The sequence below is a fragment of the Coprococcus sp. BIOML-A2 genome, from assembly GCF_009875795.1.
GTDB lineage: Bacteria > Bacillota > Clostridia > Lachnospirales > Lachnospiraceae > Coprococcus > Coprococcus aceti.
This window is the reverse complement of the sequence record NZ_WWSI01000005.1, coordinates 139,637-161,804: the sequence shown is the minus strand read 5'-3', so window position 1 is coordinate 161,804 and position 22,168 is coordinate 139,637. Positions and strand designations below refer to the sequence as shown.

Sequence of the window (22,168 nt, the reverse complement as noted above, 5' to 3'; positions counted from 1 at the left end):
AATAAGAAAATCCTAGGGAGGTGACATATCACCCGAATGTGGAGTTAAATAACGCTGTCAATCACATATTATATCCTCACAACCACCGCTTCATACGGATACAGTCCTGTCAGTGAAATTACACAGTGCAGATGGGCGTAAATTGCAACAGTCAAAAACAGTAATTACCTGAGTCGTTAACTATATAAATAATCCGGATTTCTCCTTGCTGTGCTCCAGCTTGTCAAGAAGCTTTGCGCAAGGCTTTGCGAGCAGTAGTCCGATGACCGCTGAGATCGCAACATATATCAGCAGGGTGGCAAGACATTTGCCGTAGGTGTGTTGATACATTCCGGCGACACATTCCCTGAGGGCGTTCATGCAGTATGAGAACGGCATGAATTTGTAAAGGTACTGGTACACTGATGGGAGCACTTCCACCGGGAAAGTACCGCCTGCTCCGGCAACCTGTATGACCATGATGACAACTGCGATGGCCTCACCGATATTGCCAAATGCCACGGTGAGAGAGTAGATCAGGAATGTAAATACAAAGCTCGTCATCATGGCAGCAAGTGCAAATGCTATCGGATGCTTGCACTGTATTCCCACGTAGAACAGATCGCCCATAACGGTTATGATTGTCTGGACCTGTCCGATGACGAAGAAGTTAAGATATCTTCCGAAGAACTTCTGGTAAGGCTTCACGCCCTCAAGCTCTTCATTGTCCTTGACCTTAACGTGTATGAGTGCCACAAGTATGAGAGCACCGACCCACAGTGCCAGGACCGTGTAGAATGGTGCCATGGCTGATCCGTAGTTGGATATCTCATATACAGCAACTGTGTTCATCTGTACCGGTGATGAGATGAAATTCACTATCACCTGTGGATTGTCCTTGATGGCATTTATGAAATCCTGGTAGCTGCTGTTAGACGTGATCGTCTGTATGTCGGCCTTGATCTTGTCTATGCTTTCTTTGAGATCCTTCAGACATTTGATCGTTCCCGCGATGTCTGCGGTTCCGTCCTTCAGAATGTCCTGATACTCGGTCAGGGACTTGCTGATATCGTTGAAGTTTCCCGGAACATTTGCCAGCACGGTCTGTGCCTGCGCCAGAGATGACTGGATATTCTCTAACGAAGATTTCAGTTCAGGCGAAAGTTCGTTATTTATGAGATCCTTCACTGAAGCAATGTCATTTGTACACTTCTTTATGTCGGACGATACCGCTTTTTTCAGTGATGCAAATTCTTCGTCCGACAGGCTTGTGTCGGATACAAGCTTTGCTAAGTCTTCGTTCAGATTTTCAAACTGAAGTTTGGCATCCGATACAATAGGTGACTGGGCTTCGATCAATCGGTTTATGGTGTCCAGAACATTGGTGCCAAGGGAACCATTGAGGTCAGTTTCGATTGACACTGATCCGATATCGTGGGTTCTTGAGAGGCTGTCCACGGTTTTACCAAGCTCTGTAAGTCTGTCAGAGATCATGTCGAGACCTGTGTTCAGCAGTGATATCGAGGTGTCTGCAACGTCGCTGCTTATGCCTGCGCTGTCACTCAGATTTCCAAGACTGCTTGAGCCGCTCTGTGCCATGCTGTCTATGCTTGGAAACAGAAGCTGAGTGGTATCGATGGCATCTGATGCAGACTCTGTGAGCAGTGAAAATGTATTCAGCATATAGACGTAATTGTCCAGCGTGGATGAGATCTGTTCCAGTTTGCTCTCAAGACCGGCAACGAGGTCTGAACCGTCTATGTTATTTCCAGAAATGAAATCTCCGGCATTTGCAAATACCTCGGTCAGCGTGCTTATGATCTTTGTGTTTATCTCGTTTTGGACGGTCGTCTTGACCTTGCCGGTTATCTTGGTGGCAATGGCGTTCTTCTTGCTGTTCTCGTAGTATTCGATATTGGGATTGACGATGTTGCCATTTAGTATGCTGAGCATGTTCGCCGTGAAGTCCTTTGGTATGATTATTCCGGCATAACATTCCCCGCTGGCGATGAGTTCAAGTGCCTCATCTTTATTATCGGCAAATGTCCAGTCGATAGTGTTGTTGTTTTCAAGACTTTCGATCACCATGTCTCCGATGGTCAGTTTTATTCCGCTCATCTCGATTCCCTCATCCTCGGAGTAGACGGAGATCTTCATGAGTGAGGTGGCGGACTCTCCATACGGATCCCAGTTTGACAGGATGTTGAACCACGCATACAGGGAAGGGATTATGCACAGACCCATGACTATGGACAGTGCGACAACATTTGTGGTGATCCTGCGCAGATCAGATATGTATACACGCCAAATGTTTTTCATGATAATTCCTCCTTGTCAGCTTCTGTGTTTTCTGTGGCTTCATCCTGTTCATCCGTCTGAACCGAGTCGCCATGTTCATCCGTCTGAACCGAGTCGCCATGTTCATCCGTCTGAACCGAGTCGCCATGTTCATCTGTCTGAACTGTCTCGTTTTGCTCATCAGACTGCACAGACACACTCTGATCATTCTGCACAGCCTCAGCCATCTCAGCCACCTTGTCCTGCACGGCGGTGATCTGTGTCTGAATGTCTGTTTTTACATTTGTTATTATGTCGTCCAGCTTCTTCTTCGGTGCAGCGACTTTTGTATATATGCTGTTGATGTCGATGAGACCGTCAATATTATCTTCCGTATCCTGAAGCGAGTTAACCATCTCCTGTACCTTGTAATCCGAGTATTCCACATGTATCAGATACGCCGCGATTATGAACAGGCTGGCAATCCACAGAACAAGAAATATGATCTTGGAGCTGCCGGTCAGAAAGAGCAGAATAAGGAAGCATGCGGGAACAGTGAATATACACTTAATACCCGCCTTCAGCTTTTTTACATTTGCTGCATGGGCATTGTCTCTGAATGCAAGCACCTGGGACTTTATGTCAGATGGCTCGGTGCTGGTTGTATTTGAATTTGTATCTTCGTTCATGGGTGTTCCTCCTTATTTGCATTACATCATATCCGTATCTTCCATACGTTTCTCGATGAAGTGCATGATATGGATAAATGGTTTTCTGATTATAAGTCCTATGACCAGTGCAACCACAATGAAAATTGACAATTCAAGCAGATATTTGAACAGGTCTGCGTGATACATTCCGCCAATACATTCACGCATTGCATTTATCGCATATGGGAATGGGAAGAATATGTACACCTGTCTGAAGAAGTTCGGAAGAGCCTCTATAGGGTAGGTTCCACCGCTCCCCGCTATCTGCAGCACCATGATCACAACAGCGAGGGCCTTGCCTATGTCGCCAAATGATATGGTGAGTGAATATATCAATATTGAAAATGTCAGCCCTGCGAGTGCCGCAGTTGCCCAGAATGCAAATGGGTGCAGACACTGTATCTTCAGCAGGAACAGATCTCCAAGCACTATGACCAGAACCTGAAGCTGAGACAGCAGGAAGAAAATAAGGTATCTTCCAAAGAACAACTGGTGTGGTCTGGCATCCTTCAGATAGTCCGCATCCTTCACATGCACCTTCATGAGGGAGACGAGAATTGTCATTCCGACCCAGATGGCAAGCACTGAGTAAAATGGTGCCATGGACGAGCCGTAGTTGGCAATGCTGTAGTAGTAATGTTCCTCGACAGCAACAGGCTTTGACAGGAATGACGCCAGCGCCTCTGAGTCTCCGTTGAGGAAGGCTATGATCATGTCGGTCACCTCGCTGTCGGCGGCCTTGTTGATCTCGTCTGTGGCGGTCTGGATCTTGTCACGTATACCACTTATGAGATCGGAGAGGTCTGTGAGACTGGTGTTCATTGATGCAATAGTCACCTTATAATTGTCAAATACAGAGCTTGCACTGCTGATGGTAGAATTCAGGGTATTTAACAGATCCTGAGCGTTTTTCAGTGCATTTTTGATGTTCAGGATAATGTTGTCCATGTCAGGAATGACCTGGCTGGTAAATGTGTCATCTATGTCTGAGACAGAGTCGATGATCTGGTCGAGCTTATCTGATACGGCATTTTCTGCATTTGTGATCGCAGATATATCCAGACTATCGATGGTGTCGGCGGTGAGAGAGGAAATCTTCTTAACCTCTGTTTTCAGCTTGTCAAGCTTGTTGAGTGCATCTGAAACCTCATTCGTGTTGCTTATGTCAAGAGATTTGATATATTCGTCGACTGCATCGATCTTTTGCTGAAGTTTGTCTGCATCTGCCTTGATATTCTCAAGATCGGCAGATATGTTCTCTGCATCATCCTTCATATGGATAAGTTTTGCAGAGCTTTTCAGATTCTGTATGTCCTGCGCGATGCTGTCAATCTGATCCTGAAGAGAATTCCTGACAGTGTAGTAGGTTGAGCCCACTGAGTCTATATCGGACATGCTTGAATCAATGGCGGAACCCGCATCGGACAGAAGCTTGCTGCTCTTGTCAGTTGCGTCCTTGAGCTTTGTGCTGGTCTTGAGTTTGTTATTTGCCTTGATTATGGAATCTATGGTTTTCTGGTATCCGGCGAGATTGTCATCGATGGTCTTGAGCGCTGTGATGAAATCCGTTCCCTTGAGATCCTTCGACAGATCTGTGTCGGAGTCGTCAATGGCAGTGATAAGCTTCTGCGATATCGCCTTGACGTAGGTCTCGTTGATGCTTGTCTTGAGCGTTGAGACTGCAGTGTCGGTTATCTTAGGTGCCACGGCATTTTTCTTCTCATTTTCATAGTAGGTGAAGCTTGGATTTACGAAGTTGTCCGTCAGGGCATTGAACATGTTGTAGGAGAAATCCTCATCAATGACGACGGCGGCATAGTAGGTGCCTGATTTCACACCGCCGATGGCGGACTTTTCAGATTCCGGAAATACCCAGCCGATACTGGTCTGGCTTTTCAGCTTATCGACCACTGACTGGCCCATGTTCATCTCGTTGCCGTCCGCATCTGTGTAGCCCTTGTCCAGGTTGACGACGGCGATATTGATATTGCCGGTATTGGCATATGGATCCCAGTTTGCAAATATGTTGAACCATGCATACAGCGCAGGCAGTATGCACAGTCCAACGGCGAGAACTATTGTGAGTATACTTTTTTTGATACCGATCAGGTCGTTTTTGAATATTTTCAGTATTGTTTTCATTTTTATGTAATTCCTATTTATATAGTAAATGCATCAGCGAGGACTGATGTACATGAGAGAGTCCCCGCTGATGATCGTTTATTATTCTACAGGTCTTTGAAATGGAACTGCTTCTTTCCGGTTGCGTAGTCATCAACTATCTGTCCATGTCCGTAAAGCTTGTATTTGTAGGTTACAAGTCCCTCAAGTCCTACAGGGCCTCTTGCATGGATCTTGCTTGTGCTGATTCCGACCTCTGCGCCAAATCCGTATCTGAATCCATCGGCAAATCTTGTGGAGCAGTTCTGGTATACTCCGGCCGAATCGACAAGCTGCATGAAGAGGGCGGCGGTCTCGTTATTCTCAGTCACGATACAGTCAGTGTGATGTGAACCAAAGTGGTTGATGTGTGAGATCGCCTCCTGCACATCGTTCACGATCTTGACTGAGAGCACCAGGTCAAGATACTCGGTATTGAAATCATCGTCTCCTATGATCTCAATACCGTTCGGGCTGCTCATATTGCGTTCAGCCTGATTGATGATCTCCGCTACCTCGGCGGTTCCGCGGAGCTTTACACCGTGTTTCTTAAGTGCTTTTGCCATGACCGGAAGCATTTCTTTTGCCACATCTCTGTGGACGAGAAGTGTCTCCGTTGCATTGCAGGCGGCGGTGTACTGTGTCTTGGCGTCTATGATGATAGGGATTGCCTTTTCAATATCCGCATCCTTGTCTATGTATGTGTGGCAGATTCCGTCTGCGTGTCCCATGACAGGGATCTTGGTGTTGTTCATTATATACTGCACAAATGCATTTGAGCCTCTAGGTATGAGCAGGTCAACGGACTTGTTGCATGACAGGAGCTCATCGATCTCGTTGTGCTGGCTTGCCTGGAGCATGCAGCCCTCTGGTGCTCCGTTTGCAACGGCTGTGCTGTAGATCACATCGAAGAGAGCCTTGTTGGTGTTGGCAGTTTCCTTACCACCCTTGAGTACTGCGCAGTTGCCGCTCTTGATGCACAATGATGATATCTGGACCAGCGCATCCGGTCTTGCCTCGAATATGATTCCGATGACACCTATAGGGCAGGAGACTCTCTGAAGGACCAGCCCCTCGTCAAGCTCTCTCTTGAGCTGGATCTGTCCAACCGGGTCAGGGAGCTTTATGAGCTCATCGATTCCATTTGTCACGTCAGCGAGCTTGTGCTCGTCGAACTTCAGTCTCTTCTTGACTGATGCTGCGATCCCGTTCTCCTCGGCAGCAGCCATGTCCTTTGCATTTGCCGCAAATATCTCATCCTTATGTGCGATGAGTGCGTCCTTTACATGTACTAGTATATTGTTTCTTGTATCTTCTGAAAGTGCAGCCATTTTGTAGCTGTCAGCCTTCATGATGCTTGTAGCTTCCTGCATGTTCATAATCTTGTTCTCCTTTATAATCCTGTATGTCATGTGCACTTATTCTGTCGTGGCACATGAGCATATAATCCATTAAATATTACCACAAGTTTGGGGAGATGACCACAGGGAAGAAGATAAAAAGAGGCCATCGCATAATATGAGCAACCCACATGGAAAATGAAATCTCCGTTGTGTATGATTGCCATATTATGTGATGACCTTTTTATATGGTTATTGAGTTGTTATATATTGCTCCAAATTAGCAGCTTATCACAACAAAGCTCTGTGCCGGAAGAGTGATAACTCCGTCAGCGATACCTGGCTGTGTGCCGTTTATTGCTATAGAATAGATAACCTTTGCGTCACCAGTCAGCTCAGCAAGCTTCCTTGACTGGGTGTCTGTATTCTTAGGGTTCACTGCAAGGAGTAGATTCCCTCTCTTATATACAAGTGGCTTTCTGCTGATGATCTCAAGGTTGCTCTTGTCCAGCAGATCGGCCTGTGAATGTCTGAGAGAAGTGAGGGTCTTCACTGTATTGAGCAGTGAGTTCTGATCTGCCTCGGAAGCCTCAACATTTGCGGCATTTTCTGCAGGATCAACCGGCAGATAGAGCTTGTCGGCAGGCGCTGATGAGAAGCCCATGTTGTCACCGCTTGTCCACTGCATAGGAGTTCTTGAGCCGGTTCTGGTGAATCCGCCCTCCTTGCTTGCCATGCTTCTGAAGCTCATGGCGATCTCATCGCCGTAGTAGATGAATGGATTGCCGGGCATTGTCAGTAAGAATGCGTAGGCAAGCTTTAACTCATCCTCCGAGAGTCCGTAGCTGATACGTGTAGTGTCGTGATTTCCTGTGATGAGGGCTATAGCACCCTTGTCCTTTATCTGCTCGTATCTTCCCATGTATTCATCAATGAAGTGGTCGCAGGTTCCTTTGCTGTCAGCCTTGAAGAAGCTGTTGTTCTCCGTGCTGTCGTCAAGTGACTCTGGAAGAGATGCAAATGCATTCAGGTGAGCTTCGTAATCTCTTACCAGAGAGTTATATCCGTTGCCCATCCAGTCGAGATAGAAGTCCATGTCGAAGCCGGCCTTGATTGACTGTTCAGCCTTTCCCCACTCAGATACAAATGCTGACTCAGGGTACTCAGCGTGTATATCGCCGAGAATGTCCTGCCATACGGCAACTGTTCCGCTCTTGTTCGCATCATCATGCTTTACAAGTGAATCTGCCATATCTACACGGAAGCCGTCACAGCCCTTGTCGAGCCAGAAGCGGCATACGTCCTTCATAGCCTCTCTGGTTGCGATACATGCAGGATCGTACATGCTCTTGTGCCATCTCTCAGTTGGATTAAGCACCCCATAGTTGAGAGCCGGCTGGCACTTGAAGAAGTTGACGATGTAGGCACCGTTTCTTGGTGATTCTCCTGCGATGTAGTTGAGACCTGCACCGCCACAGAGCCATCCGTCAGTCCACATATATCTATCTGAGTATTCATTTTGCTCAGCTTTTTTGCTCTCGGTAAACCATGCATGCTCCTCAGATGTGTGGCCTGGAACCAGGTCGAGGAGAATGTGCATGTCCCTCTTGTGAGCCTCAGCGAAGAGGTTCTCTATGTCCTCCATTGTTCCGTATCTTTCGGCAACCTTCTTGTAATCCCTTACATCGTAGCCTGCATCGGAAAATGGTGAATCAAAGCAAGGATTCATCCAGATAGCGTTGCATCCAAGAGACTTGATATAGTCAAGCTTTGCAGTGATTCCGTTGAAATCACCGATACCGTCGCCGTTGGTATCATAAAAACTCTGTGGGTATATCTCATAAAAAATTGCATCTTTAAGCCATGTAGCCATAATAAATGTCCTCCTTATAAAAATGCAGCATGCGCATATAAATGCACTTCGCGCGGCGCATGCGTTACTATTCGTTCCTCCATAATATGAGCAGCGCACTTGCAGCTATGCGCTGGTGGTTTAAGGTATAAGGTACTGCAAACCCACACAGAAATCTGCCTCAAAATACGGAGAACGGTCTTAATAGTATTAAGAACATTCTACTCATTATAATAAAATATAATATGGAAAAATGTAATCCTTTATATGTAAATTAATAGATTTATTTTGAAGGAAAATATACTTGTTGAAAACGCGCAGCAAACAAAAAAATACCTGTATTTTATCTGGTTCAAATATGGGATAAAATTTGCTTTAATCTGTAAAAGTTTAAACACACAAATGCTGTAATGTATGTTACAATCACAGGGTATGTGTCAGCAGAGATGGAAAATACATAATGTAATGGCTTGAAGTAGATGTTTGACACAGACAAAGGGCGTATCAGGTTTTGAAAATCGACACATAGTGCCAGCCTGATAATCCTGATAATATATAATAGAAGGAGGCAGGTGCCATTTTTACAGACATCTGCAAAAGAAGATTGTATGAGTAAAGAAAGTAACAACGGCGACAGAGAAAAATTCGCCTCCAGACTAGGGTTCATCCTCGTGTCGGCGGGGTGTGCCATAGGTCTTGGAAATGTATGGAAGTTCCCGTATATATGCGGGCAGAATGGCGGAGCGATATTTATCGTGATATATCTGCTGTGTCTACTGCTTCTGGGATATCCTATCCTTACCTGTGAGTTTGCGATAGGCAGAGGGAGTGGCAAGAGCGTTGGTTCAGCGCTTAAGGAGCTTGCGCCGAAGGGCGGCAACTGGCATAAATTCAGCTGGTATGCCTATGCCGGCAACTATCTGCTGATGATGTTCTATACTATGGTAGCGGGCTGGATGGTATACTATGTGTACGTCATGGGATCAGGACAGCTTCATGGTGGGTCAGTAGAAGCAATAGAAGACAAATTTACAGGGATGCTTGCATCACCGGGACTTATGGTCGCGATCACACTTGCGGTCATCGTGTGCTGTATAGGTATATGTTCACTGGGACTTCAGAACGGAGTGGAGAGGGTGACAAAGATCATGATGCTTGCACTCATCGTTCTGATGATAGTCATGGCGGTGAACTCACTCATGCTCTCGGGCAACGAAGAAGGACTTAAGTTCTATCTTGTTCCAAGTATCGAGCGTGCAAATGCCAGAGGCTGGGGCAATGTACTATTTGACGCCATGACCCAGGCGTTCTTTACACTCAGTGTAGGTATGGGATCCATGGAGATATTTGGAAGTTATATAGGCAAGGAGAGAAAATTGTCTGGCGAGGCGAAGAGTGTTATGTACCTTGATACATTTGTGGCACTCATGGCCGGAGTCATCATATTGCCAGCATGCTTTGCGTACGGGATCAGCCCGGACAAGGGACCATCACTTCTGTTTATGACCCTGCCGAATGTGTTCAACCACATGCCGGGAGGCAGAGTGTGGGGAATTCTGTTCTTCATATTCATGTCATTTGCGGCGCTTTCCACGGTTATCGCGGTGTTTGAGAATATCATATCGATAAGTATAGATATGTTTGGATGGAAGAGAAAGAAGTCACTTATTATAAATCTGATCGGTATATCAGTGCTCTCCCTGCCGGCTGTGCTTGGATTCAATATGCTCTCAGGAATCACTCCGATGGGAGCGGGTACAAATATCATGGATCTGGAAGATTTTCTCGTATCGGGAAATATCCTCCCACTCGGATCATTACTTTTTGTCCTGTTCTGTACAAGAAAGAATGGATGGGGATTTGAAAACTTTGTCGCTGAGGCAGACAACGGTATCGGTAAGCCGTTTCCGCAGTACCTCAGAAAATACATGTCATACGTGCTGCCGCTTATAATTGTGGTAATCTATTTCAAGGGATACTATGATACATTTGCCCCGAAGGGACCAAAACTGCTGTGTATCTGGATGGGAGTTGCAGCATTGTTTGTTCTTTTCATAGGCTATCTGGCGTTTGGACATGGACGGAGCAGAAGAGAGCAGACAAAAGAGTAATTGCGTTTTGGAAATGTCTCAAAAAAATTTATGAATTTAACGCAGACTCATTGTTTTATGAGACAAAATGTGATAATATATAAGTACCAACAGTAAGTCCTTCGATAGTGCGTTTATCTATGTAAGTGTTCTGTGTGAGCATCGCTCGGAGGCAATTGGTATTTTAAATATTTCAAAAAAGGGATTGAAACCGCGATACAGATCGCAAGGTTCAATCCCTTTTTGATTATGTCAGCTCGTAAACACCCTTAAGTATACCCAGCTTTTTCATAAGCTCCAGCTCATCAGTATAGTGTCCGGTCTGCAAGTGAGAATAGAACAGATTAGAAAATACATCCGCTATCTGCACAAATTTGTTGCAGGCCGAGTCAAAGTAGCTCACTGAGAAATTACCTGCGACCTGACCTGACAGTGAAAGCTCAGTGTTCAGATAATTTTCAAGGAATGATTTGTTCTCTACCCGCTCATTCCTCTCGTCAAGCTGCAGAAAGCAGTCCTCGTCAGGAAGATATCCATTCTGTATGAAGTAGAGCAGGGCAGATTTGATGGAGAAGTTGAATGTCCTGGAGATGTTGTCGAAGAATCGGTTCGGCAGATTTTCATTCTTCATCATGATATAGTACACGTCAAAGTGATGCTTCCTGGAGAAGTAATCCACAAATATGTGCTTCATGTCTCTGTCAAACTGTGCACCTTTTAGTTCACGGAATTTGCCGTCCCGGAACATTCTCCCGCCGTGCTTGGTGATCTTGCCGGTCATGTCATCGACCTTATCACTGTCCAGATCAAGAAGCATCTCATAGTTGGAAGAAATAAATCTCTTGTAAGCACGCTCAAGGGCGACGGGATCGAGGACATGGATCATAGACACCACGAAATACTGATCGTTTGTGGCATATTTATTGATAGAACCTGATTCGTCTATGTAAATGTTCACGATTCCCGCCTCCTTATATAATCGGATCACACTGTCCGTCCAATTGGGTGGGACAGACCGTCGGAACTGACGTCAAGTGTGAAAAGGTTCCTTCTAACATAAGTATCGTTACTATTAGTCCACTGATACAAGCTCTATCTTGAAGTTGAGCTCTTTGCCGGCCATCTCATGGTTTGCATCAAATGTGATGGATTCGTCATCTTTTTCAATGACCTTTACAAGGAACTGCTGTCCCATGGAATTGGCAAGGTATACCTGATTACCGACCTCAAGATTCTCAGCGCCAGGCATATCTGCAAGAGGAGCCTTGATGATGGCCTCCGGGTCAGGCATTCCGTATGCATCCTCAGGACGAAGATGTACATCGATGATATCGCCAACGTTCATGCCCTCAACTGCCTGATCAAATCCCGGAATCATCTGTCCTGCACCGCAAACGAACTCGATAGGCTCGCCTCTGTCATATGAAGAATCGAACTTTGTTCCGTCGTTGAATGTTCCTGTGTAGTGAACCTTACAGGTTCTTCCTGTGTTACTCATAAAAATTTGTCCTCCAATTGGGTAATATGTCATTAATTGTAACATGAAATAGAGGGAATGGATATAGGAAAAATTATGGCGTTCCAACCTCGATAAGATTGCCGTCAGGATCATAGAATCTGATGACTTTTTGTCCCCATGAATGAGTCATGAGACGATTGACATATTCAATGTCGTATGGCGACTCATCAAGTTTTTGTGCAAACTCCTCGATATTATTTTCTTCAAAATATAACTCCGAAGCATTGTTATGTGGAATTACAAGATTTTCAATGAATTCAGCCCAAATAGTTGCATCCTGAAGGACCAGCCCTCCCGTCAGGATCACATTTCCCTCGTTGTCCAAGATAACCTCAAGCCCGAAGATATCTTTGTAAAATTTTTTTGATCGTTCAATGTCATTTACGACGATTAGTACATTTTTTAATTGCATAGCGGTTTTCTCCCAAATGTATAATATAAGTTGGTTTCTGGTATTTAGTTTACCAAATGATTTGCGAACAGTCTACATAATATATGGTAAAATTAGAAAAAGCTATTTATTGATTGTAGCGGCAGCGTATTGTGCAGTCGGCGAGGATAGAGTAAACTGAAACCAGTTTAGAATGAATGGAGATAAATTATGTTGAAATTAGGATGTCATGTGGGTATGTCGGGCAAGGAGATGATGCTAGGCTCAGTGAAGGATGCTGTGGCATTTGGCGCAAATACATTTATGCTCTACACAGGCGCACCACAGAATACGAGACGCAAAGATATATCGGAGCTTAGGATACAGGAGGCACATGAACTCATGGCTCAGAACGGCATAGAGGAGTTCGTGGTCCATGCGCCGTATATAATCAATCTTGCAAATACAGTAAATCCTGCGACTTATGAAATCGCAGTGGAATTCCTCGCAAAGGAGATTGACAGGGCGACAGCGATGGGATCACAGACCATAGTCCTTCATCCGGGCTCACATGTAGGAGAGGGCGTGGACAAGGGAATTGCAAGCATAGTAAAGGGCCTGAATGAAGTCCTGACCGCGGACACCGCATGCCACATAGCTCTGGAGACCATGGCGGGAAAGGGCAGTGAGATTGGAAGAAACTTTGAGGAGCTTGCGCGAATCTATGATGGAGTGAGTCATAATGACAAGCTTCGTGTGTGCTTTGACACTTGTCACACCAGCGATGCGGGCTACGACATCATACATGATTTCGATGGAGTTGTGGAGAAGTTCGACAGACTCATCGGCAAAGATCAGATAGCCGTGTTCCATATGAACGACAGCAAGAATGAACCGGGAGCGGCTAAAGACAGACACGAGAACTTTGGGTTTGGCAAGATAGGTTTTGAACCGCTCATGTACATCATGAACCACCCAGACTTCATGGAAGTCCCAAAGATCCTGGAATCCCCATACATCAAAGACCCGGAAAACAGCAAGAAAAGCTACGAGCCGTTCAAACGGGAGATAGCAATGATCCGAAATGGAAAATTCGATCCGAAGATGAGGGAGAAAGTGGTGGAAGATAACAGATAAAAAAGGAGTTCTACTTAGTAGAACTCCCTGAATGTTTTCTTTCGGCATCTCTGCCTATCCGGGTTTTGGTAAACAAACAACCCTTATGAAGCTCAGCCATGCACTGTTTCCCGGAACATCACACGCATCATCACTCTACAGCCTGCTACGACTATTAAGTTTACGTCAGTCTGATAGGCAACTCCTGTCACCTGCATAACAGCGCTTTCGCCCCGTTTCTACTATTCATTATAAGCTGAGCCGCAAGAAAGGCAATAAACCTGTGGTTTACCATTGCATATCTAATGTTCAGTCAAAACACAGGTAATTGGTCTGCTCCGTCTACAAACTATATTAAAGGCTGGTCACTATATCTGTAATCCCATCGGTAGTGAAGACTGCCGAGCTTCAGGATTTTCCTGCCGAGCTGAAGACCGCAACGTTCTTATCGCGGTCGTAAGCGAGTGCAAATGGAAAATTCTGAAGCGACAGCAGTCGAACGTGATGGGATTACAGATATAGTGACCAGCCTTTTCAATACCTGTAAACGGAGCAGATCAATTACCGTTCGTTTATCATTCCTCCGGATGCTCTGTCAGCCAGTGCTCGATGACCTGCGCATCAGAGTGACACTGCACAAAAGTTCCGTTGATTCTCTGGGTACTCTCAATACCCTTTCCAGTCGTGATGACAAGCTCGCCAGGCTGAGCCTCGTCGAGGGCTCTTGTGAGAGCCTGCTCCCTGTCAACGATTATATAGCAAGGCTTTGTGATGTACTGCTTGATCTCCTTGCAGATCTCCTCACAGGACTCAAATCCCGGATCCTCCATGGTGAGAACCACCTTGTCGGCATACTGTTCAGCAAGTCTTCCCATATCCTCACGGCGCTTCTTGTAACGCTCACCGCCACAGCCGAATACAACGGTTATAGACTTTGGCTTCATGGTCTTTTTAACCATCTCATACAGTCTGTACATGCTTATATAGTTGTGTGCGTAGTCGATCATAAATGTGCGATCCTTCCAGTGATATACCTGTAGTCTTCCCGGAACATATACATCTCTGATGCTGCTTCTGATCTGATCATTTGGAATGCCGATGAGAAGAGAGGAGATGATGGCGGCAACAATATTTTCAACATTGTAATCACCGATCAGGTTGGTGTTGTATGCTCTGTTCTCTCCTCCGTATATAAGCTCAAAGTAGCTGTTATGGTCTGTGAGATCTTCATTGTGGATGCTGGCGAATTCAGTATCCTTTTCAAAGAAATCGTCATCCCTTGACATGAGCTTTTCAATTGATTCCTTGCTTCCGTATACAACAACGTGCTTGTCTCTTACTTCATTATATATAGTCTCAAAATATCTTGTGTCACTGTACAGCACAACGTTGTCGCACTGCTTCAGGAAGGATACCTTGCATCCGAGATAGTCCTCCATGGAGGCGTGCTCTGTCGGGCTGATGTGATCGTAGTCGATATTGGTAAATACTCCGACCTTGTAGTGCTCTCCGTAGATACGGTTCATCTTCATGGCCTGGGAAGAAACTTCCATTATACAGTGTGTACAGCCTTCATCTACAGCCATGTCGAAGTATGTCTGGAGTTCAATAGGCTCAGGTGTGGTGAGAGTGGTCTCAAAAACCTTTGTTCCAACATCAATCTCATGGGTTGAGAATGCTGAGCATCTGTTGTCGGTGTATTTGTCCAGTATATCCTTCATGACAAATGTAACTGTGGTCTTTCCCTTTGTTCCGGTGATTCCGACCTTGGTCATGTTATCGCCTGGATTGCCGAAGAACCATCTGGCAGCAAGAGCCATGGCCTTTCTTATATCATTTACAATAATATAAGGAATGTCCACGTCGTCGTACTTTTGCTGTGACAAATATACGATGGCGCCCTGTGAGATGGCTGATTTCAGGTAATCCTCCTTAAATGAGGCACCCTTGCACACGAAGAATGTACCTGGGACCACATCCTTGGAATTGATGGTTATATGGGAAGGAGTGATGTCTTTGCAATCCTCCGAATATTCAGTTATAAGATCCTGCCTGCTTAAAATATCCAATAAAGCTGTAAATTGTAAATTCTCTTTCATACTTTTCCCCTTGGAATGTGTCTTTTATTGTATTTGTACGGACTTATGATCCGTACGACTAAATGTATCACTTATTATGCTTTCTATAAATAATTATGTCAAATAAAAAATACTCAGATCATTCGTTCTGTTCTCTTCATATTTATCTCCATTTGCATACAAATATATCCAAGCTGGTACAACCATGCCTATTATAGCATAACCTCAGATATTATAGCACTTAAATTGTCGAAATGCGAAGCATTTTGGCCCGGTATTGATAACTTCTATCATATGCAAAAACTTGTGTTGACAAAGTACGCCTGTTCAATTAAATTGTAGTCGCAATTTAAAAAAATGAACTAATGAAGAGGTTATACGAATATAGTATAGACAGAATACATATTATAAAGAGGTGATGAAATGTCAGAGTTCATAACATTATTTATACCATTTGCCGGAACAACACTGGGAGCGGCCATGGTTTTCCTTATGAAAGATAAGATATCCCCGCTTGTGGAGAAGGCTCTGCTCGGGTTTGCGGCGGGGGTCATGATCGCGGCGTCCATATGGTCACTGCTCATTCCGTCCATAGACATGGCGGAGGCACAGGGAAAGATAGCGTGGCTGCCGGCACTTATCGGATTTGCTCTTGGAATCATATTCCTGCTTGTCCTTGACACGGTGATACCTCACCTTCATCTGGAAAGTGACAAACCGGAGGGCGTCAGGTCAAAGCTTCAGAAGACGACCATGATGATATTTGCAGTCACGCTCCACAATATCCCCGAGGGCATGGCTGTGGGCGTTGTGTACGCCGGCGCAGCCATGGGCAATATGGGCGTGTCCATCACAGGTGCATTTGCACTTTCCATAGGAATCGCTATACAGAACTTCCCGGAAGGTGCAATTGTGTCCATGCCGCTTGTTGGCGAGGGCATGAGCAAGAAGAAGGCATTTCTGTATGGAACGCTGTCCGGAGCTGTGGAGCCGGTCGGAGGGTTCCTCACGGCACTGCTGGCTGTCCAGGTCACACCACTTCTTCCGTATTTCCTTGCATTTGCGGCGGGAGCCATGCTCTATGTGGTCATAGAGGAGCTGATACCTGAGTCTCAGGCGGGCGAGCATACCAATATAGGAACCATCGGTGCGGCGGTGGGCTTCGCTCTTATGATGGTGCTGGATGTGGCACTCGGATAATGACGAAAAATGCTAAATGATAAAATATGAGCAACTACTCATGTTGATTTTAAATGCAAGTTAGTTTAAACTAACATCGTAGATCATGTGAGCTCCTGTACCCTCTGTAAACTGCTGAATCGGAGGGTCAGCAGGGGTTATACTCGCGCGACGAAAGGAGAAATATAAAAATGATGAATTATCTTGAGATTGAAAAGGTAATAGGAAGAGAGATCCTTGATTCAAGAGGAAATCCAACAGTTGAGGCGGAGGTGTATCTGGCAGATGGAACAGTAGGTCGTGGTGCGGCGCCAAGTGGAGCTTCCACAGGTGAGTTTGAGGCACTTGAGCTTCGTGATGGAGACAAGTCAAGATACCTCGGCAAGGGTGTTCAGAAAGCAGTAGAGAATATAAATACTACTATAAATGACGTACTTACAGGAATGGATGCGTCTGATATATATGCAGTTGATGCAGCAATGATCAAGGCTGATGGAACAAAGGACAAGTCAAACCTTGGAGCAAATGCTGTCCTTGCAGTTTCAATCGCAGCAGCAAGAGCAGCTTCAATCTCACTTGACATTCCTCTTTATAGATTCCTCGGTGGAATCTCAGGAAACAAGCTTCCAGTTCCAATGATGAACATCGTAAACGGTGGATGTCATGCTCTGTCATCAGGACTTGACGTTCAGGAGTTCATGATCATGCCAGTTGGCGCTCCATCATTCAAGGAGTGTCTGAGATGGTGTGCAGAGGTATTCCACGCACTTGCAGGAATCCTCAAGGAGAGAGGCCTTGCTACATCAGTAGGTGATGAGGGTGGATTTGCCCCGGCACTTAAGTCTGACGAGGAAGCTATCGAGACAATTCTCGAGGCTGTAAAGAAGGCTGGGTATGAGCCGGGTAAGGACTTCAAGATCGCTATGGATGCTGCTTCATCAGAGTGGAAGAGCGAGAAGGGCAAGGGCTGGTACAAGCTTCCAAAGGCTGGGACAGAGTATACAGCAGAGCAGCTCATCGAGCACTGGGCAAAGCTTGTTGAGAAGTATCCTATCATCTCAATCGAGGATGGTCTCGATGAGGAGGATTGGGAAGGATGGCAGAAGCTCACAGCAAGACTTGGCGACAAGGTCCAGCTTGTCGGTGATGATCTGTTTGTTACAAATACAGAGAGACTTGCAAAGGGTATCGAGATGGGATGCGCAAACTGTATCCTTATCAAGCTCAACCAGATCGGCTCAGTATCAGAGACACTTGAGGCTATCAAGATGGCTCATAAGGCTGGATACACAGCAATATCATCACACAGATCAGGTGAGACAGCGGATACAACTATCGCAGATCTCGCAGTAGCACTCAACACATGCCAGATCAAGACAGGTGCTCCTTCAAGATCAGAGAGAGTTGCAAAGTACAACCAGCTCCTCAGAATCGAAGAGCAGCTTGGCGACTCAGCTGTATATCCTGGAATCAAAGCTTTCAACGTAAAGCAGTAGGATAATAGCATTAGCCATACGAATGCATCTCCACTGGTGGAATCATCGGTGGAGGTGCTTTTTTATACTTTAATTAAATAAAAAAATGACTAAAAATTGCCAGATAATATGTGTGTATTTTAACATTAAAAATATGGAATCACTTGACAGATAGTGTTAAACTATACATAGGCTTATCGGGAGGTAGGAATCATGGCTTCAAAAAGAGATTATTATGAAGTTCTCGGCGTATCAAAGACAGCCACAGACGCTGAGATAAAAAGAGCATATAGAACCCTGGCGAAGAAATACCACCCGGACACGAATCCTGGCGATGCGACGGCTGCAGAGAAGTTTAAGGAGGCCTCTGAGGCCTACGCGGTACTGTCTGATGCCGAGAAGAGGAAGATGTATGATCAGTTTGGAATGGCTGCATTCGATGGCTCCGGTGGAGCTGCCGGTGGTGATCCATTCGGAGGCGGAGGCTTCCACTTTGAGGGTGGAGACTTCGGTGATATGTTTGGCGATATATTTGGCTCGTTCTTTGGCGGCGGTGGCCGCTCACAGAGAGGTGGATTTGGCGGATTCGGTCAGGGAAGCTTCAATGCGCGGGGCAGAGATATGGAGGCAAGTGTCACGGTAGATTTTGATGATGCAGTATATGGTTGCGACAAGACTCTGTCGTTCAATGATGGACGGGGAGGAAGTTCCCAGTTCACTGTACACATTCCGGCGGGTATAGACAACGGCGGTGTGATAAGACTGGCTGGCAAGGGATATCCCGGAACCGGTAAGGGTCAGCCTGGAGATATGCTGCTGAAGGTCAATGTAAGAGACAAGGCAGGTTATGAGAGAAAGGGTCTGGATATATACACCACGGCTCTTGTGCCATTTGACACGGCAGTTCTCGGTGGAGAGATATTGGTCCACACCATGTTCGGTGATGTGAAGTGCAAGATAGCACCGGGTACTCAGTCGGGAAGCAAGATAAGGCTTCGTGGCAAGGGTGTCCAGGCGAGGGGCGGCAATACCCATGGAGATCATTATGTTACCGTGAGAATTGCAGTTCCAAGGAACATTTCACCAGAGGCGAAGGATGCGCTTAAGAAGTTCACAGAGCTTGTGAACAAGGGCTGATAATATTATGTTCACATAGAAACCAGGGCGGAAAGCTCACTTTATGAGCGGTCTGCCCTGGTTTTCTCAGCTAAAGCGGGAGCTTCTTGACTTTGCAGACAAAAATACATATAAGGATTACTTCAAACCATTGATTTCAGGAGGAAAAATGTTATTAGATAAAGATATACGAGAACCCCTGTTTGATTTCCTTGAGGAGCGATATGGCAAGGTGCGTATCCTTGAGGAGAAGACCGTCGGAAACTCCCGTGCGGATGTGGTAATGGTCATTCCAGACAAGATAGTGGGAATCGAGATAAAAAGTGATGCGGATACATACACGCGGCTGGAGAGTCAGGTAGCAGACTATGATCTATATTTTGACCAGAATATCGTGGTGGTGGGAAGTACACATGCAGGTCATGTGGCAGAGCATGTACCAGACTACTGGGGGATCATATCTGTTGAAGAATATGATACAGGCATCAAGTCAGATACAGGTGGCAAGCCAGATGCAGAAGGCCTGAAGGAAGGAGTGTCAGACAAGCTGACTCACAAGATCGATTTCTATGTGGTCAGGGAGATGCAGCCTAATCCACGGGCTGATCTGCTTCGTACCATACGTATATTGTGGAGACCGGAGCTTGCACATATTCAGGAGACCTACAGCCTTCCGATGTATAAGGGAAAGAGCAAGGATTTCGTCAGGACACTTATAGTTGACAGACTTCCGGCGGAGATCGTGCATCATGAGATAAGTGAGATCCTGTTCGAGAGGGATTATGCCGCCATGATCGAGCAGATACAGGAATTCAGAAAGGCACAGGCGGCAAAGCGCGGCAAGACGGTCAGGAGAAAGAAAAAGAGATACAGAAGAAAAAAGAGAGATGCATAGAGGTGACAGCATGATAAAGAAGTATACATACGGAAAGCCATTTCAGACAGAATCAGTAGTGGTAGATATCGCAGCAGAAAAAGGACAGCCAGATCACGGCAATATAGACTTAACAGCCGGATTTTCGTACACATTTGGTCTTGAGGACAGTGATATAGTGTATGGCCTTGGCGAGGCGAACAGAGGAATCAACAAGAGAGGCTACAAGTACATAAGCAACAATGCAGACAATCCGCATCATCACGAGGATGTATACTCACTGTATGCATCACACAACTTTATTATAGTTTCAGGAGCGCAGACATTTGGCCTGTATTTTGACTATCCATCCACGATCACATTTGACGTGGGATATACGAAGTGCGATGAGCTGCACATTTTCTGTGACAGCGCAGATCTGGATATCTATGTGATAACAGGTGACAGCCCATATGATATCACGAAGCAGTTCAGGAAGATGATCGGAAGGAGTTATATCCCGCCAAAGTTTGCATTTGGATTTGGACAGAGCCGCTGGGGATACAAGACACCGGAGGACTTTGAGACGGTGGCGAGAAAATACAGAGAGAACCACATCCCGATCGATATGGTCTACATGGATATAGATTACATGGACAGCTATAAGGATTTCACCATAAATGACGACTTTGGCGATTTTTCGGAGTATGTGGAGAATCTGAAAAAGGATAATATACGCCTGATCCCGATCATCGATGCCGGAGTAAAGATTGAGGAAGGTTACGATGTGTATGAGGAGGGCGTGGCAAATAACTACTTCTGCAAGAGAGCAGATGGAAGTGATTTCGTTGCGGCGGTATGGCCGGGATATACACATTTTCCTGATGTGCTGAACCCTGAGGCGAGACGATGGTTCGGTGCAAAATACAAGATCCTCACGGATGCAGGTATAGAGGGCTTCTGGAATGACATGAATGAGCCGGCGATCTTCTTCACCCCGGAGGGCGTGAGTGAGCTGAAGAAAGCTATGAAGAAGTTCATTGAGAAGGACGAGACTGTGGACGATGTCTGGGGCATCTCGGGTATGGCGGCAGGTGTTGCCAACAATCCGAAGGATTACGCATCTATGTATCACAATGTGGATGGGGAGATGGTGCGTCACGACAAGGTTCACAACCTCTTTGGATATAACATGACAAGGGCGGCAGGCGAGGCGCTTCGCGAGATCTCACCGGATGAGAGACGACTTTTGTTCTCCAGATCGTCTTATATAGGGATGCATCGTTATGGCGGCGTCTGGATGGGCGATAACAAATCGTGGTGGTCACACATCCTGCTCAACATCAAGATGCTTCCGTCCATGAATATGTGCGGTTTCCTGTATACGGGCGCGGATCTCGGTGGATTTGGATGTGACACATCCAGAGACCTTCTTCTCAGATGGCTCGCACTCGGCGTGTTCACTCCGCTCATGCGCGACCATTCTTGTGAGGGTACAAGAGATCAGGAGTGCTATCAGTTTGAGCATATAGAGGATTTCAGGAATGTGATCGGTGTCCGTTACCGATTGCTTCCATATATATACAGCGAGTACATGAAGGCTGCCTTGACGGACGACATGATGTTCAAGCCGCTGGCATTTGAATATCCAGATGATAAGATCGCAGCCCATGTGGAGGATCAGCTCATGCTGGGAAATGAGATCATGATCGCGCCGGTTTACACGCAGAATGCCATCGGAAGATATGTGTATCTGCCGGAGGATATGATGCTTGTAAGGTTTACGGCAGACGGAGCAGTTGAGCAGACGGAGATGCCTGCAGGACATCACTTTGTTGAGGTACCTTTGAATGAAGTCATCCTTTTTGTAAGAAGTGGCAAATGTATACCTGTCGTGGATGTGGCGGAGTGCGTAGCGGATATCGACAAGACTACAATGCAGCTGATCGGCTACAGGAACAGCAGCTATATGCTGTACGATGATGACGGTTATACAAGAGAGTATGATCTGGAGAAGAACAGTGCGCTCTTATTTAAATAAGGAAAGTGAAGAC

16 protein-coding genes are annotated in these 22,168 nt (G+C 45.9%); 7 read left to right on the top strand and 9 right to left on the bottom strand.

The genetic code is table 11. From position 1 onward, the window contains the following. Positions 1 to 180: 180 nt before the first annotated feature. The 5 genes from GT575_RS11485 to GT575_RS11465 all read right to left on the bottom strand — a co-directional run bounded on the left by GT575_RS11485 (position 181) and on the right by GT575_RS11465 (position 8,339). The gene (locus GT575_RS11485; protein ID WP_161172046.1) at positions 181 to 2,298 is read right to left on the bottom strand and encodes a YhgE/Pip domain-containing protein; all 2,118 of its coding nucleotides are present in this window, start codon (positions 2,296 to 2,298) and stop codon (positions 181 to 183) included. After that, the gene (locus GT575_RS11480) at positions 2,295 to 2,945 is read right to left on the bottom strand and encodes a hypothetical protein (protein ID WP_161172045.1); all 651 of its coding nucleotides are present in this window, start codon (positions 2,943 to 2,945) and stop codon (positions 2,295 to 2,297) included. Before GT575_RS11480 ends, GT575_RS11485 begins: the two co-directional genes overlap by 4 nt. A gap of 21 nt (positions 2,946 to 2,966) precedes the next feature. Further along, entirely contained in the window at positions 2,967 to 5,108 is a 2,142-nt protein-coding gene (locus GT575_RS11475) for a YhgE/Pip domain-containing protein (protein WP_161172044.1), read from the bottom strand. An 86-nt stretch (positions 5,109 to 5,194) separates the two neighbouring features. Next, positions 5,195 to 6,505: a glutamate-5-semialdehyde dehydrogenase gene (locus tag GT575_RS11470; protein ID WP_161172043.1), complete on the bottom strand. Its 1,311-nt coding sequence runs from the start codon at positions 6,503 to 6,505 to the stop codon at positions 5,195 to 5,197. A gap of 241 nt (positions 6,506 to 6,746) precedes the next feature. Next, positions 6,747 to 8,339, bottom strand: coding sequence for an alpha-amylase family glycosyl hydrolase (locus tag GT575_RS11465; RefSeq protein WP_161172042.1), 1,593 nt, complete (start codon positions 8,337 to 8,339; stop codon positions 6,747 to 6,749). A gap of 587 nt (positions 8,340 to 8,926) precedes the next feature. Between GT575_RS11465 and GT575_RS11460 the strand changes: the two genes are divergently transcribed. Next, complete coding sequence (locus GT575_RS11460; protein WP_055273258.1) at positions 8,927 to 10,429, top strand: sodium-dependent transporter; 1,503 nt, start codon at positions 8,927 to 8,929, stop codon at positions 10,427 to 10,429. A gap of 226 nt (positions 10,430 to 10,655) precedes the next feature. Here GT575_RS11460 and GT575_RS11455 read toward each other — a convergent pair whose 3' ends face one another. The 3 genes from GT575_RS11455 to GT575_RS11445 all read right to left on the bottom strand — a co-directional run bounded on the left by GT575_RS11455 (position 10,656) and on the right by GT575_RS11445 (position 12,339). Beyond that, positions 10,656 to 11,366 (bottom strand): DUF3800 domain-containing protein, encoded by a 711-nt coding sequence (locus GT575_RS11455; RefSeq protein ID WP_161172041.1) that lies wholly within the window; start codon positions 11,364 to 11,366, stop codon positions 10,656 to 10,658. Between the two features lie 114 nt (positions 11,367 to 11,480). Next, on the bottom strand, positions 11,481 to 11,906 hold the full coding sequence (locus tag GT575_RS11450; protein WP_004850005.1) for an FKBP-type peptidyl-prolyl cis-trans isomerase: 426 nt from the start codon (positions 11,904 to 11,906) through the stop codon (positions 11,481 to 11,483). 73 nt (positions 11,907 to 11,979) lie between these two features. After that, positions 11,980 to 12,339 carry a VOC family protein gene (locus GT575_RS11445; protein ID WP_015533742.1) on the bottom strand — a complete coding sequence of 120 codons (360 nt, stop codon included), beginning with the start codon at positions 12,337 to 12,339 and terminating at the stop codon, positions 11,980 to 11,982. 192 nt (positions 12,340 to 12,531) lie between these two features. Between GT575_RS11445 and GT575_RS11440 the strand changes: the two genes are divergently transcribed. Next, positions 12,532 to 13,434 (top strand): deoxyribonuclease IV, encoded by a 903-nt coding sequence (locus GT575_RS11440; RefSeq protein ID WP_055223234.1) that lies wholly within the window; start codon positions 12,532 to 12,534, stop codon positions 13,432 to 13,434. Positions 13,435 to 13,988: 554 nt separating this feature from the next. Here GT575_RS11440 and GT575_RS11435 read toward each other — a convergent pair. Beyond that, positions 13,989 to 15,512: a Mur ligase family protein gene (locus tag GT575_RS11435; protein ID WP_161172040.1), complete on the bottom strand. Its 1,524-nt coding sequence runs from the start codon at positions 15,510 to 15,512 to the stop codon at positions 13,989 to 13,991. A 402-nt stretch (positions 15,513 to 15,914) separates the two neighbouring features. Here GT575_RS11435 and GT575_RS11430 point away from each other — a divergent pair, with 402 nt between their 5' ends. The 5 genes from GT575_RS11430 (at position 15,915) to GT575_RS11410 (ending at position 22,155) form a co-directional block, all read left to right on the top strand. Beyond that, a complete protein-coding gene (locus GT575_RS11430) occupies positions 15,915 to 16,691 on the top strand; it encodes a ZIP family metal transporter (RefSeq protein WP_055273076.1) in 777 nt (258 codons plus the stop codon). A 173-nt stretch (positions 16,692 to 16,864) separates the two neighbouring features. Then, positions 16,865 to 18,166: a phosphopyruvate hydratase gene (gene eno, locus GT575_RS11425; protein WP_055146761.1), complete on the top strand. Its 1,302-nt coding sequence runs from the start codon at positions 16,865 to 16,867 to the stop codon at positions 18,164 to 18,166. A gap of 192 nt (positions 18,167 to 18,358) precedes the next feature. Next, complete coding sequence (locus GT575_RS11420) at positions 18,359 to 19,282, top strand: DnaJ C-terminal domain-containing protein (protein WP_015533746.1); 924 nt, start codon at positions 18,359 to 18,361, stop codon at positions 19,280 to 19,282. Positions 19,283 to 19,430: 148 nt separating this feature from the next. Beyond that, on the top strand, positions 19,431 to 20,156 hold the full coding sequence (locus GT575_RS11415; RefSeq protein ID WP_161172039.1) for a sce7726 family protein: 726 nt from the start codon (positions 19,431 to 19,433) through the stop codon (positions 20,154 to 20,156). 10 nt (positions 20,157 to 20,166) lie between these two features. Continuing rightward, positions 20,167 to 22,155 (top strand): glycoside hydrolase family 31 protein, encoded by a 1,989-nt coding sequence (locus GT575_RS11410; RefSeq protein WP_161172038.1) that lies wholly within the window; start codon positions 20,167 to 20,169, stop codon positions 22,153 to 22,155. Positions 22,156 to 22,168 lie beyond the last annotated feature (13 nt).

Coding starts and splice junctions, on each gene's coding strand:
- GT575_RS11485 (WP_161172046.1), bottom strand. CDS start 2,298: ATGAAAAACATTTGGCGTGTATACATATCTGATCTGCGCAGGATCACC.
- GT575_RS11480 (WP_161172045.1), bottom strand. CDS start 2,945: ATGAACGAAGATACAAATTCAAATACAACCAGCACCGAGCCATCTGAC.
- GT575_RS11475 (WP_161172044.1), bottom strand. CDS start 5,108: ATGAAAACAATACTGAAAATATTCAAAAACGACCTGATCGGTATCAAA.
- GT575_RS11470 (WP_161172043.1), bottom strand. CDS start 6,505: ATGAACATGCAGGAAGCTACAAGCATCATGAAGGCTGACAGCTACAAA.
- GT575_RS11465 (WP_161172042.1), bottom strand. CDS start 8,339: ATGGCTACATGGCTTAAAGATGCAATTTTTTATGAGATATACCCACAG.
- GT575_RS11460 (WP_055273258.1), top strand. CDS start 8,927: ATGAGTAAAGAAAGTAACAACGGCGACAGAGAAAAATTCGCCTCCAGA.
- GT575_RS11450 (WP_004850005.1), bottom strand. CDS start 11,906: ATGAGTAACACAGGAAGAACCTGTAAGGTTCACTACACAGGAACATTC.
- GT575_RS11445 (WP_015533742.1), bottom strand. CDS start 12,339: ATGCAATTAAAAAATGTACTAATCGTCGTAAATGACATTGAACGATCA.
- GT575_RS11435 (WP_161172040.1), bottom strand. CDS start 15,512: ATGAAAGAGAATTTACAATTTACAGCTTTATTGGATATTTTAAGCAGG.
- GT575_RS11430 (WP_055273076.1), top strand. CDS start 15,915: ATGTCAGAGTTCATAACATTATTTATACCATTTGCCGGAACAACACTG.
- eno (WP_055146761.1), top strand. CDS start 16,865: ATGAATTATCTTGAGATTGAAAAGGTAATAGGAAGAGAGATCCTTGAT.
- GT575_RS11420 (WP_015533746.1), top strand. CDS start 18,359: ATGGCTTCAAAAAGAGATTATTATGAAGTTCTCGGCGTATCAAAGACA.
- GT575_RS11415 (WP_161172039.1), top strand. CDS start 19,431: ATGTTATTAGATAAAGATATACGAGAACCCCTGTTTGATTTCCTTGAG.
- GT575_RS11410 (WP_161172038.1), top strand. CDS start 20,167: ATGATAAAGAAGTATACATACGGAAAGCCATTTCAGACAGAATCAGTA.